The 12,156-nt window shown below is 75.5% G+C and carries 11 protein-coding genes; 6 read left to right on the top strand and 5 right to left on the bottom strand.

Annotated elements, in window-relative coordinates:
• Positions 1-67: 67 nt before the first annotated feature.
• Both GTR02_RS04875 and GTR02_RS04870 read right to left on the bottom strand, forming a co-directional pair.
• Positions 68-985, bottom strand: a complete 918-nt coding sequence (locus tag GTR02_RS04875) for a glutamate ABC transporter substrate-binding protein (protein ID WP_166606349.1) — start codon at positions 983-985, stop codon at positions 68-70.
• 28 nt (positions 986-1,013) lie between these two features.
• Positions 1,014-1,799: an amino acid ABC transporter ATP-binding protein gene (locus GTR02_RS04870; RefSeq protein WP_166606348.1), complete on the bottom strand. Its 786-nt coding sequence runs from the start codon at positions 1,797-1,799 to the stop codon at positions 1,014-1,016.
• A 108-nt stretch (positions 1,800-1,907) separates the two neighbouring features.
• Here GTR02_RS04870 and miaB point away from each other — a divergent pair, with 108 nt between their 5' ends.
• The gene (gene miaB, locus GTR02_RS04865) at positions 1,908-3,434 is read left to right on the top strand and encodes a tRNA (N6-isopentenyl adenosine(37)-C2)-methylthiotransferase MiaB (RefSeq protein ID WP_240895078.1); all 1,527 of its coding nucleotides are present in this window, start codon (positions 1,908-1,910) and stop codon (positions 3,432-3,434) included.
• 162 nt (positions 3,435-3,596) lie between these two features.
• On the opposite strand, the gene GTR02_RS04860 is transcribed toward miaB, so the two are convergent.
• Positions 3,597-3,899 carry an Rv0909 family putative TA system antitoxin gene (locus tag GTR02_RS04860; protein WP_166606347.1) on the bottom strand — a complete coding sequence of 101 codons (303 nt, stop codon included), beginning with the start codon at positions 3,897-3,899 and terminating at the stop codon, positions 3,597-3,599.
• 75 nt (positions 3,900-3,974) lie between these two features.
• Between GTR02_RS04860 and miaA the strand changes: the two genes are divergently transcribed.
• Both miaA and dapF read left to right on the top strand, forming a co-directional pair.
• Positions 3,975-4,943, top strand: a complete 969-nt coding sequence (gene miaA / locus GTR02_RS04855) for a tRNA (adenosine(37)-N6)-dimethylallyltransferase MiaA (RefSeq protein WP_338073585.1) — start codon at positions 3,975-3,977, stop codon at positions 4,941-4,943.
• Positions 4,940-5,926 carry a diaminopimelate epimerase gene (gene dapF / locus GTR02_RS04850; protein ID WP_166606346.1) on the top strand — a complete coding sequence of 329 codons (987 nt, stop codon included), beginning with the start codon at positions 4,940-4,942 and terminating at the stop codon, positions 5,924-5,926. The genes miaA and dapF overlap by 4 nt, the downstream gene beginning before the upstream one ends.
• On the opposite strand, the gene GTR02_RS04845 is transcribed toward dapF, so the two are convergent.
• Positions 5,913-6,530 carry a methyltransferase gene (locus GTR02_RS04845; RefSeq protein ID WP_166606345.1) on the bottom strand — a complete coding sequence of 206 codons (618 nt, stop codon included), beginning with the start codon at positions 6,528-6,530 and terminating at the stop codon, positions 5,913-5,915. The two genes, dapF and GTR02_RS04845, sit on opposite strands and share 14 nt — an antisense overlap.
• 186 nt (positions 6,531-6,716) lie before the next feature.
• On the opposite strand from GTR02_RS04845, the gene hflX reads away from it, so the two are divergent.
• The 3 genes from hflX to GTR02_RS04830 all read left to right on the top strand — a co-directional run bounded on the left by hflX (position 6,717) and on the right by GTR02_RS04830 (position 11,168).
• Positions 6,717-8,333, top strand: a complete 1,617-nt coding sequence (gene hflX, locus GTR02_RS04840) for a GTPase HflX (RefSeq protein ID WP_166606344.1) — start codon at positions 6,717-6,719, stop codon at positions 8,331-8,333.
• A gap of 19 nt (positions 8,334-8,352) precedes the next feature.
• Positions 8,353-10,428 (top strand): ATP-dependent DNA helicase, encoded by a 2,076-nt coding sequence (locus GTR02_RS04835; RefSeq protein WP_338073584.1) that lies wholly within the window; start codon positions 8,353-8,355, stop codon positions 10,426-10,428.
• A gap of 71 nt (positions 10,429-10,499) precedes the next feature.
• The gene (locus GTR02_RS04830; protein WP_166606343.1) at positions 10,500-11,168 is read left to right on the top strand and encodes an aspartate/glutamate racemase family protein; all 669 of its coding nucleotides are present in this window, start codon (positions 10,500-10,502) and stop codon (positions 11,166-11,168) included.
• Positions 11,169-11,247: 79 nt separating this feature from the next.
• Here GTR02_RS04830 and lexA read toward each other — a convergent pair whose 3' ends face one another.
• A complete protein-coding gene (gene lexA / locus GTR02_RS04825) occupies positions 11,248-11,937 on the bottom strand; it encodes a transcriptional repressor LexA (protein ID WP_420814693.1) in 690 nt (229 codons plus the stop codon).
• Between the last annotated feature and the right edge of the window lie 219 nt (positions 11,938-12,156).

Below are 12,156 nucleotides of genomic sequence, written 5' to 3'. Positions count from 1 at the left end.
CGGCCACCGCGCCGTTGAGGTGGCCGCCCGGTCGGAGGGACCGCTCAGCGGCGGTCGGCGAGACCGCTCAGTAGCGGTCGACGGTCGGCGGCTCCGGGTCGGTCCCGCTGCCGCCGAGCGTGAAGTCGTAGGCCTTCTTCCAGTCGCCGTCGCTCACCGCCGCCTCGATGGCGTCGTTGAGGGCGGTGCGCATCGCGGTGTCGCCCTTGGCGATCCCGATGCCGTAGGGCTCCTCGCTGAACGGCGTGCCGACGACCTTGAGCGCGTCGGGCTGCTGCGCCGCGTAGCCGCGCAGGATCGCGTCGTCGGTGGTGACGGCGTCGACCGAGCCCGACGTCAGCTGCTCGACGCACTTGGAGTACGTGTCGAACGTGACGAGCGTGGCCTCGGGGTGCTCGTCGCGGATGCGGGTCGCGGGCGTCGAACCCTCGACCGAGCAGACCTTCTTGCCCGCCAGCGCGTCGACGCCGGTGATGCTCGTGTCGTCCTTGGCGACGAGGAGGTCCTGACCGGCGATGTAGTACGGGCCCGCGAAGTCCACGACCTCCTTGCGCTTGTCGTTGATCGTGTACGACGCGACGACCATGTCCACGGTGCCCTGCTGGAGGAACGGCTCGCGGTTGGCCGAGACGGTCTCGGTGAACTCGATCTTGTCGGGCGTGAGCCCGAGCTTCGCCGCCATGAGCTTGGCGATCTCGATGTCGAAGCCCGCGTACTCCCCGGAGGCCGCGTCCTTCAGGCCGATGCCGGGCTGGTCGGCCTTGACGCCGATCCGGACCTTGCCCGCGGCCTTGATCTTGTCGAAGGTCGGGCTGCCCGTGAGGGCGACGTCCGAGGCGACGGCGTAGCTGGGCGCGGCGTCGCCGCTCGCCGAACCGGCAGCGCCCGTCCCGGTCTGGGGCGAACCCTCCTGGCCGCAGGCGCCGAGGGTCAGGGCGGCCACGAAGGCCGTCGCCGCGAAGGTCGTCGTCCGGTTGCGCGTCATGCGGTGGTCTCCCTGGTGGTGGGGTCGGTCAGTGGGTGAGGATCTTGGACAGGAAGTCCTTCGACCGCTCGTGCCGCGGGGCCGTGAAGAACGTCTCCGGTTCGGCGTCCTCGAGGATCTGGCCGTCGGCCATGAACACCACGCGGTCGGCCGCGCGGCGGGCGAAGCCCATCTCGTGCGTGACGACGACCATGGTCATGCCGTCCTTGGCGAGACCCGTCATCACGTCGAGGACCTCGTTGATCATCTCGGGGTCCAGGGCCGAGGTGGGCTCGTCGAAGAGCATGACCTTCGGCTCCATGGCCAGCGCACGGGCGATCGCGACGCGCTGCTGCTGCCCGCCGGACAGCTGGGCGGGGTACTTGTCGGCCTGCGAGGCGACGCCGACGCGGTCGAGGAGGGCGTCGGCCCGCCTCTTCGCCTCGGCGGCGGACACCCCGCGCACCTTGGTCGGGCCGAGGGTGACGTTCTCGCGGACCGTCTTGTGCGCGAAGAGGTTGAACGACTGGAACACCATCCCGACGTCCGCGCGCAGCTGGGCGAGCTCCTTGCCCTCGGCGGGCAGCTCGGCCCCGTCGATGGTGATCCGGCCGCCGTCGATCGTCTCGAGCCGGTTGATCGTGCGGCACAGCGTGGACTTGCCCGAGCCCGAGGGCCCGATGACGACGACCACCTCGCCGTGGGCGACCGTGAGGTCCACGGCCTTGAGGACGTGCAGCGCGCCGAAGTGCTTGTCCACGCCCTCCAGGACGACGAGCGGGCGCCGGCCGGTGGGGGTCGCGCCCGACCGGGTGGACCGCTGCTGGTCACTCATGGAGGCAGAACGTACAGGTGATCCGCAGGGTGATCAGGTAGCGGCGGCGACGGCGAGCACATCGTGATCCGAGCGTGACGTCCGGGCGGTGACCTACCCTGGACCGTGATGAGCACGCCGACCGTCCCCACCCCCTCCCTGGACGTGGCCGTCCCCGGCGCCACGACGGTCCAGGCGCCGCCGCGCACCTACCAGGTCCGCACGTTCGGCTGCCAGATGAACGTGCACGACTCCGAGCGCCTGTCGGGTCTGCTCGAGGACGCGGGGTACGTGCGCTTCGACGAGGCGGGGGTCACCGAGCCGGACGTCGTCGTGTTCAACACGTGCGCCGTGCGCGAGAACGCCGACAACAAGCTGTACGGCAACCTCGGCCACCTGGCGCCCGTCAAGGAGCGCCGCCCGGGGATGCAGATCGCGGTGGGCGGCTGCCTGGCGCAGAAGGACCGCGGCGAGATCGTCCGCAAGGCGCCCTGGGTGGACGTCGTCTTCGGGACCCACAACGTCGGGTCGCTGCCGGTGCTGCTGGAGCGGGCGCGGCACAACGCCGAGGCCCAGGTGGAGATCCTCGAGTCGCTGGACGTGTTCCCCTCCACGCTCCCGACGCGGCGCGAGTCGCCCTACGCGGCGTGGGTCAGCATCAGCGTGGGCTGCAACAACTCCTGCACCTTCTGCATCGTGCCGGCGCTGCGCGGCAAGGAGAAGGACCGCCGCCCCGGCGACGTGCTCGCGGAGATCGAAGCCCTGGTGGGCGAGGGCGTCCTCGAGGTGACGCTGCTCGGGCAGAACGTCAACACCTACGGCGTGGAGTTCGGCGACCGGCTGGCCTTCGGCAAGCTGCTGCGCGCCACGGGCGGCATCGAGGGGCTCGAGCGCGTGCGGTTCACCAGCCCGCACCCGTCCAGCTTCACCGACGACGTCGTGGACGCCATGGCCGAGACGGCGAACGTCATGCCGGGCCTGCACATGCCGCTGCAGTCGGGGTCCGACCGCGTCCTGCGGGCGATGCGACGCTCCTACCGCCGCAGCCGGTTCCTGGGCATCATCGACCGGGTGCGGGCGTCCATCCCCGACGCCGCGATCACCACCGACATCATCGTCGGGTTCCCGGGGGAGACGGAGGAGGACTTCCAGCAGACGCTGGAGGTCGTCGAGCAGGCGCGCTTCTCCAGCGCCTTCACGTTCCAGTACTCCCCGCGCCCGGGCACGCCCGCGGCCACGATGGGCGAGCAGGTCCCCAAGCAGGTCGTCCAGGAGCGCTACGTCCGGCTGACGGCGCTGCAGGACGAGATCGCCTACGCGGAGAACCGCGCCCAGGCCGGCCGCACCCTCGACGTCCTCGTCGCCGAGGGGGAGGGCCGCAAGGACGCTGCGACGCAGCGCCTTTCGGGCCGCGCACCCGACAACCGGCTCGTGCACTTCAGCGTGCCCGCCGGCGCCGACGTGCCCCGCCCGGGTGACGTCGCGACCGTGACGGTCACCCGTGGGGCGCCGCACTACCTCGAGGCCGACGACACCACGGCCTACGCGCTGCGCCGCACCCGCGCCGGGGACGCCTGGCAGGCGCGCCAGGCGGCCCCGGAGCCCGCGGGCCCGCGACCGGTCACCCTCGGTCTGCCGACGCTGCGGACCCGCTGACCGCGACCGGCGCGCCGCGTCAGAGCGGCAGCGGACCCGGCGAGGGTTCCGGCGCGGGAGCCGGCTCCGGGCCGGGCTCGGGCACGAGCGGTTCGCCCGGGCGTCCCGGCGCGGGGACGGGCGAGGGCGGCTCGGGCGCGCCGGGCGGCGTCGTCGGGATGGTCACCGCGGGCCCGTCATGGGGGTGCCGTCGGAGGCGACGCCGCCGGTCATGGGCGTCCCGTCCGAGCCGGCCGGGGTGGACGGAGCGGCCGCGGGCTCGCCCACGACCTTGTGCACGCCGGTCTGGGCCGCGCCGGCCGCCTTGGCGATCGTGTCCGCGTACTTGCCGTCCGTCCGCGTGTTGACGAACGTCGCCGCCTTGTCCACGGCGCCCGTCGCGGTGTCCTTGTGCTCCGCCGCGAAGGCGCCGGCCTTGCGGGCGGCGTCCTCGGCGGCCTTCTTGAGGTAGTTGAGCGTTCCCACGGTGATCTCCTCCTGCTGACTGCCGGCCTGCTCTGGCGCTCCAGAGGGTGCCCCACTGTCTGCCACCATGCGGCGGTGGGCCAGTCGACGTGCGATCACCCGCCGGACGTGGTGGCGGTCGTGGGGCCGACCGCGTCCGGCAAGTCCGACGTGGGCGTCGCCCTGGCGCGGCAGCTGCCCGGCGGTGGCGAGGTCGTCAACGCGGACGCCATGCAGCTCTACCGCGGGATGGACGTCGGCACCGCGAAGCTGACCGAGGTGGAGCGGCGCGGCGTGCCGCACCACCTGCTCGACGTCCTCGACGTGCACCAGACCGCTGACGTCGCGGGGTACCAGCGGCAGGCGCGCGACGCGTTCACGGAGATCACCGCCCGGGGGCGGACCCCGCTGCTCGTCGGCGGGTCCGGCCTGTACGTGCGCGCCGCGCTCGACGACCTCCGCTTCCCGGGCACCGACCCCGCGGTCCGCGCCCGCTGGGAGGCCGAGCTGGCGGCGCGCGGACCGGCGGACCTGCACGCCGAGCTCGCCCGGCGCGACCCGGACGCGGCGGCGCGCATCCTGCCCTCCAACGGCCGGCGCACGGTGCGGGCCCTGGAGGTCGGCGAGATCACGGGGCAGCCGTTCGCCGCGTCGCTGCCCGACCCGCGCTACGTCCGGCCCGCCCTGCAGGTCGGCCTCGCCGTGCCGCGCGAGCAGCTGGACGCCCGCATCGACGCCCGCGTGCGGCGGATGTGGGACACCGGCCTCGTGGCCGAGGTCGAGCGGCTGGCCGCGCAGGGACTGCGGGAGGGGCGCACGGCGTCGCGGGCGCTCGGGTACGCGCAGGTCTTGGCCGCGCTCGACGGTGCCGGGACGCTCGAGGAGGCCGCCGAGGCGACGGCGCGGCTGACCCGCCGCTTCGCGCGCAAGCAGGAGTCGTGGTTCCGCCGCGACCCCCGGGTGCACTGGCTCGACGCGCCGGACGGCGCCGACCCCGAGGAGCTGGCCGCGCGCGTCCGGCGGCTCCTGGCGGCCCGGGCGAGCGCCGTAGGCTCCCCGACGTGAGCACCCAGACCCCGGACGCCGGCGCCGGACTGCCCTTCACCAAGGGCCACGGCACCGAGAACGACTTCGTCCTCGTCGCCGACCCCGACGGGACGTGGGCCCCCACCGCAGCCGAGGTCGCCCGCGTCTGCGACCGGCGCGCGGGCCTCGGCGCCGACGGCCTGATCCGCGTCGTCCGCAGCGCCGCGCTGCCCGAGGGGGCGGACGTCGCGGGCGCCGCCGAGTGGTTCATGGACTACCGCAACGCCGACGGCTCGCTCGCCGAGATGTGCGGCAACGGCGTCCGCGTCTTCGCCGAGTTCCTGCTGCAGGAGGGCCACCTGCCGGCCGAGTCCGGCGACGGCCGCTGGTTCGGCGTGGGCACCCGCTCGGGCGTCAAGCGGCTGCGGCGCGAGCCGGACGGCCGCTGGACCGCCGACATGGGCGCCTGGCGGCTCGCGGGCGGCGAGCGCGCCCTGGCCGACGGCTCCGACGCCCTCGTCGCCGTGCCGGGACTGGGCGTCGTGCGCCCCGCCCTGACGCTGGACCTCGGCAACCCGCACACGGTCGTGGCGCTCGCGGAACCCGCCGAGCTGGCGCAGGCGGACCTGACGACGGCGCCCGAGGTCGACCCCGTCCCCCCGCACGGCACCAACGTCGAGCTGGTCGTCCCGCTGCTGGGCGTCGACGTCACGGGCGACGCGGTCGCCGACATCGGCGACGTGCGCATGCGCGTGCACGAGCGCGGGTCGGGCGAGACGCGCTCGTGCGGCACCGGGGCCTGCGCGGCCGCGCTCGCCGTGCGCGCGTGGGCCGGTGCGGGCGGCCCGGACGTCTACCGCGTCGAGGTCCCCGGCGGCGACCTGGTCGTGTCCGTGGCGGAGGGCTCGAGCCTGGTGGCCGGCACGGTCTGGCTGACGGGCCCCGCGGTGCTGGTGGCCCGCGGCACGCTCGCCCCGGCGCTGCTCGCGCCCACGGCGGAGGGCGCCCTCAGCGCCTCGTGAGCGTCAGCACCCGGAACCCCTTGGCGGTGCCGGTGCGCTCGACGTCGACGTCGGGCACTCCGCCGGCGGCGATCCACGCCTGCAGCGAGTCCGCGCCGAGGTTCTTCTGCACGACCAGGTGCGCCCGGCCCCCGGGCGGCAACCGGGTGCACCAGCGGTGCAGCAGGTCGTGCAGCGCGGGCTTGCCGATGCGGATCGGCGGGTTGGACCAGACCTCGGCGAAGCGCACGTCGTCGGGCACGTCGTCGGGCAGGACCGCGCGCACGTCGAGCCCGAGCCGCTCCGCGTTGCGCCGCACCAGGTCCAGCGCCCGCTCGTTGACGTCGACGGCCCACACCGTCCGGCGGGGCTGCGCGAGGGCCACGGTCAGGGCGACCGGACCCCAGCCGCAGCCGAGGTCGAGGACGTCACCGGTCGCCTCGGCGTCGGGCTCGACGTGCGGCAGGAGCACCGCGGTGCCGCGGTCCACCCGGTCACCGCTGAAGACGCCCCGCGCGGTGGTCACGGTGAGCTCCCGGCCGGCGAGGGTGACGTGCAGCTCGCGGCGCTCGTCCGCCGTCGCGGGCCGCGCGGTGAAGTAGTGCTCGCCCTCGGTCGTGCTCACGCGGACAGGGTACGGGCGCGTCCCCGGGTCAGGGCGGCTGTGGACGGGGCGGGCTGTGGACGGCGCGGCGGGGGGCCCGCCACGGTGAAATAGCGTCGCCGCCGTGGCCGTTGACTGAGAAGCTGGGCCGCGACGCCAGCAGCACCGTCCGGTGCGGTCGCGTCCCGGTACCGACCGAGGAGGTCCATGAACAAGCGCTACAGCCGAGCGTCCGCGGAGGCCCAGCAGGCCGCCGAGGAGCAGCGCAGCTCCGACGCTCGCAGCGCCCTGCCGGACACGACGCCCGAGGACACGCCCGCCGTCGAGGCGGCCGCTGCCGAGCACGTCTCGGACGCCGAGTTCGACCGCGCCCTGGCCCGGATCCTGTCCGGGCACGCCGACGCCCTGCCCGCCGCCACCGACGGCGCCGCGGAGCACTCCACCCTCGACGGGGACCAGCTCGACCTCGCCGACCGACGGGCCCTTCGCCGGGCCGCGGGCCTGTCCACCGAGCTCACCGACGTCACCGAGGTCGAGTACCGGCAGCTGCGCCTCGAGCGCGTCGTGCTCGCCGGCGTCTGGTCCTCGGCGGACTCCACGCGGCCGGAGGCGGAGGTCTCCCTGCAGGAGCTCTCGGCGCTCGCGGCCACCGCGGGCTCCGACGTCCTCGCGGGCGTCCTGCAGCGGCGCGCCACGCCCGACCCGGCGACCTTCCTGGGCGCCGGCAAGGCCGCGGCGCTCGCCGACCTCGTGGCGCAGGAGGGCGCCGACACCGTCGTCTGCGACGGCGAGCTGTCGGCGTCCCAGCGCCGCGGGCTGGAGGACATCGTCAAGGTCAAGGTCGTCGACCGCACGGCCGTGATCCTCGACATCTTCGCCCAGCACGCCAAGAGCCGGGAGGGCAAGGCGCAGGTCGAGCTCGCGCAGCTCGAGTACCTGCTCCCGCGCCTGCGCGGCTGGGGCGAGTCGATGTCCCGGCAGGCCGGTGGCCGCGTGGCCGCCGGTGCGGGGATCGGCTCGCGCGGCCCCGGTGAGACGAAGATCGAGCTGGACCGGCGCCGCATCCGCACCCGGATGGCCAAGCTGCGCCGCGAGATCACGGGCATGAAGACCGCCCGCGACGAGAAGCGCTCGGTGCGCCTGACCCGCTCGATCCCGTCCGTGGCCATCACGGGCTACACCAACGCGGGCAAGTCCTCGCTGCTCAACCGCCTGACCGGGGCGGGCGTGCTGGTCGAGGACGCGCTCTTCGCCACGCTGGACCCGACGGTCCGCAAGGCGCTGACGCCGGAGAACCGGCCGTACACGCTGACCGACACGGTCGGCTTCGTGCGGTCGCTGCCGCACCAGCTCGTGGAGGCGTTCCGCTCCACGCTGGAGGAGGTGGCCGAGGCCGACCTCGTCCTGCACGTGGTCGACGGGTCCCACCCGGACCCGGAGGGGCAGCTCGCCGCCGTGCGCGCGGTCCTCGCCGACGTCGACGCGCAGGACGTGCCGGAACTCGTCGCGATCAACAAGGCGGACGCCGCGGACCCGGAGGTCCTGCAGCGCCTGCTGCGCCGCGAGCGCGGCTCGATCGCCGTCTCGGCCCGCACGGGTCAGGGCGTCGAGGAGCTGCGGGCCCTGGTGGCCCAGCGGCTGCCCGTGCCGGACGTCGAGCTCGACGTGTGCGTGCCCTACGAGCGCGGCGACCTGGTGCACCGCGCCCACACCTCGGGGCAGGTCCTCACCGAGGAGCACACCGACGCGGGGACGCGCATGCGCGTCCGGGTCCGGCCGCGGCTCGCCGCGGACCTGGGCCCCTTCCGCGCCGCCACGGCCTGACGTCGCCGACGATGCTGCGGTGAGCACCACGACGTCGTCCGCGACCCCCGGGCCCGCCCCGGGGGCCTCGGGCGGGGCCGCCACGGCCGGCGAGGAGGTCGGCAGCCGCGAGGCGGCCGACCTCCTCGGCGTCGTGGTCGACGCGCTCGGCGGCCAGCGGCGCGAGGGCCAGGTGCGGATGGCCCAGGAGGTCACCGACGCGGTCCGCACCCAGCGGCACCTGCTCGTGCAGGCCGGCACCGGCACCGGCAAGTCGATGGCCTACCTCGTCCCCGCGGTCGCGCACGCCGTCACGACCGGCCGGACCGTCGTCGTGACCACGGCCACGCTCGCGCTGCAGGCGCAGGTCGTGGACCGGGACCTGCCGCGCGTGGCGGAGGCCCTCACGCCCCTGGTGCACCGCGCCCCGACGTGGGAGCTGCTCAAGGGCCGCGCGAACTACCTGTGCCGCAACAAGCTCGACGGCGGCTTCCCCGCCGACGAGGGCGCGCTGTTCGACGTCGGCGCCCCGACCGCCGACACCGGGGCGGACACGGGCCGCCTGGGCCGCGACGTCGTGCGCCTGCGGGAGTGGGCCGGGACCACGACCACGGGCGACCGCGACGAGCTCGACCCGGGCGTCAGCGACCGCGCCTGGCGCCAGGTGTCCGTCTCGGCGCGCGAGTGCCTGGGCGCCCAGCGCTGCCCGGTGGCCGCCGAGTGCTTCTCCGAGCGGGTGCGCGCCCGGGCCCGCACGGTCGACGTCGTCGTCACCAACCACGCCATCACGGCCATCGACGCCCTCGAGGGCGGTCAGCTGCTGCCCGAGCACGACGTGCTCGTCGTCGACGAGGCGCACGAGCTCGCCGACCGGGTCACCGCCGTCGCCACCGCCGAGCTGTCCGCCGCCGTCCTGCACGGCGCCTCGCGCCGGCTGCGGCGCTCGGCCGGCATCGTCGCCGACGCCCTCGACGACGCCACGGTGGCGCTGGAGGCCGCGCTGGACGACGCGGCCCCCGGGCGCCTGGACCGCTGGCCCGAGGCGCTGCGCACGGCGGTCACGAGCGTGCGCGACGCCTCCCGGACGGCCCTGAGCGACCTCAAGGACGCCACCGAGGGCGCCCTGAAGGAGGAGGACCCCGAGAACCGCGGTGCCCGCCAGCTCGCGCGCGCGGCGCTGCAGGAGGTCTTCTCCGTCGCCGACCGCCTCACCGACGACTCCGACCACGACGTCGCCTGGGTCACGGCCGGGGGGCCGGGCGGGGCCGCCCGCGCGCCGTCGCTGCACGTCGCGCCGCTGTCGGTGGCCGGGCTGCTGCGTGAGCGGGTGTTCTCCGAGCGGGTCGTGGTCGCGACGTCGGCGACGCTGGCGGTCGGCGGGTCCTTCGACGCCGTGGCGGGGGCGTTCGGGCTCCGGACCTCTGCGGGCGACAAGGCACCCTGGACGGGCGTCGACGTCGGCAGCCCGTTCGACTACCCGCGGCAGGGGATCCTCTACGTGGCCCGCCACCTGCCGCCCCCGGGCCGCAGCGGCGCGTCCGAGGCCGTGTTCGCCGAGCTCGCCGCCCTCGTCGACGCGGCGGGCGGCCGGACGCTGGGGCTGTTCTCCTCCCGCCGCGGGGCCGAGGAGGCCGCCGAGGAGGTGCGCCGGCGCACGGGTCGCACCGTGCTGTGCCAGGGCGACGACCGCCTCCCGAAGCTCGTGCGCGCCTTCACCGCCGACCCCGGCACCTCCCTGTTCGGGACCATGTCCCTCTGGCAGGGCGTCGACGTGCCGGGGGAGTCGTGCCAGCTCGTGGTCATCGACCGCATCCCCTTCCCCCGTCCCGACGACCCGCTGATGTCGGCGCGGGCCAAGGCCGTGGACGCGGCGGGCGGCAACGGGTTCCTCACGGTCTCCGCCGCCCACGCGGCCGTGCGCCTCGCGCAGGGCGCGGGCCGGCTGATCCGCGCGACGGGTGACCGCGGTGTCGTGGCGGTCCTGGACGCGCGGCTCGCGACCGCCCGCTACGGCGGGTTCCTGCGCGACACGCTGCCGGACTTCTGGCCGACGACCTCGCCCGAGGTGGCGCACGAGGCCCTGCGGCGGCTGGCCCGGCCGAGCACCGCCGGGTGATCCGTGGCGACGGGGTGAACATCCCGGCGGTGGGGCTGACGGCCGCGTCGCGGGAGTGCCATGCTCCCGGCGTGGGCACCGTCGGCTTCCTGCACACCGCGGACGCGCACGTCCGGGCCTTCCGTGCGCTCCTCGCGGAACGGGACCCGCGGCTGCGCGAGGCGCACCTCGTCGACACCGGCCTGCTCGAGGCCGCCCGCCGCGAGGGCGTCGAGGCGGTCGGCGACGCGATCGAGGACCGCCTGCGGCGCCTGCTGCGCGACGGGGCCGACGTGGTCGTCTGCACCTGCTCCACCATCGGCGCCCACGCGGAGGCCGTGGGCCGCGCCGCGGGCATCCCCGTGCTCCGCGTCGACCGGCCGATGGCCGAGGCCGCCGTGCGGGCCGGGCGCCGCATCGCCGTGGTGAACTCCCTCGACGAGGCGGCCGCCACGGTCCACCCGCTGCTGCGCGAGTGCGCCGCCGACTACGGCCGCGAGGTCGAGCTCGTGGACGTCGAGTGCAACGACACGTGGGCGTCCTTCGAGGACGGCGACCTGCTGACCTACGCCACCGGCGTGGCCGACGCCGTGCGGCGCGCCGTGCTCGGCAGCGCCGAGCGCGTCGACGTGGTCGTCCTCGCCCAGGCCAGCATGGCCGGGGCGGCGCCCCTGCTGCGGGACCTGTCCGTCCCCGTCCTCACGACGCCGCGGCTGGCCGTCGAGGGAGCCGTCGAGCTGGTGGTCGGCGCCGCGCTCTGACGGCGCCGCGGCCCTCCCCGACCGGCGTCACCCACCGCCCCGCGCGGCGGGGGCCCGGCCGACCCCCGCCCGCGCGGTCTCAGAGGCTGCGCAGGACCGCCGTGACGCGTCCCAGCACCGTCGCCTCGTCCCCGTCGATGGGGTCGTAGACCGGGTTGCGCGGCAGCAGCTTGACGTGACCGTCCTTGCGCTGCAGCACCTTCACGGTGGCCTCGCCGTCGATCATGGCGGCGACGACGTCGCCGTTCTCGGCCGTGGGCTGCTGCCGGACGACGACCCAGTCCCCGTCGCAGATGGCGGCGTCGACCATCGAGTCCCCGACGACGCGGAGCATGAAGTGCTGCCCCGCCCCGACGAGCTGGGCGGGCAGCGGGAAGACGTCCTCGACGAGCTGCTCGGCGAGGATCGGCCCGCCGGCCGCGATGCGCCCCACGAGCGGCACCCACGTCGGGGTGGGGCGGTCGTCGGCCGGGGTGCCGTCGTCCGCCGTGACCACGCCGATCGCGGACGCCGGCACGGCGGCCGGGGGCGCGACGACCTCGAGCGTGCGGGGCCGCCGCGGGTCCTTGCGGAGCAGGCCCATGCGCTCGAGGGCCTTGACCTGGTGCGCCACGCTGCTGGGGCTCGTGAGCCCGACGGCGGTGCCGATCTCGCGCATGCTGGGGGGGTACCCGCGGCGCTCGACGGCGTCCCGGATGCACTCCAGCACCAGGCGCTGACGCGGCGTCAGCCCGGCGGAGTCCAGCGGCCCGTCGGGCAGCTGGTGCACCGGGGCCCGGTGGCCCGTTCCTGCGGCGTCGTCCACTCCTGCGGCCACGTCCACTCCTCGTCCTCGCGCTCCTCGTCCCAGGTCCGTTCCAGGGCCCGGAGTGGCCTCCCACGCTAGCCAGTCGGCGGTGGGAAGATCAAACACCTGTTCGAACGTGTCGCGCGGCGGCGCGGACGTCACGAGGGACGCGAGGAGCTCCTCCGTGGCGCGGGAGCGGTC

The organism is Kineococcus siccus (assembly GCF_009906795.1).
GTDB classification, from domain to species: Bacteria; Actinomycetota; Actinomycetes; order Actinomycetales; family Kineococcaceae; genus Kineococcus; species Kineococcus siccus.
The sequence above is the reverse complement of the archived record's forward strand: the minus strand, read 5'-3'. Positions and strand labels throughout refer to the sequence as shown.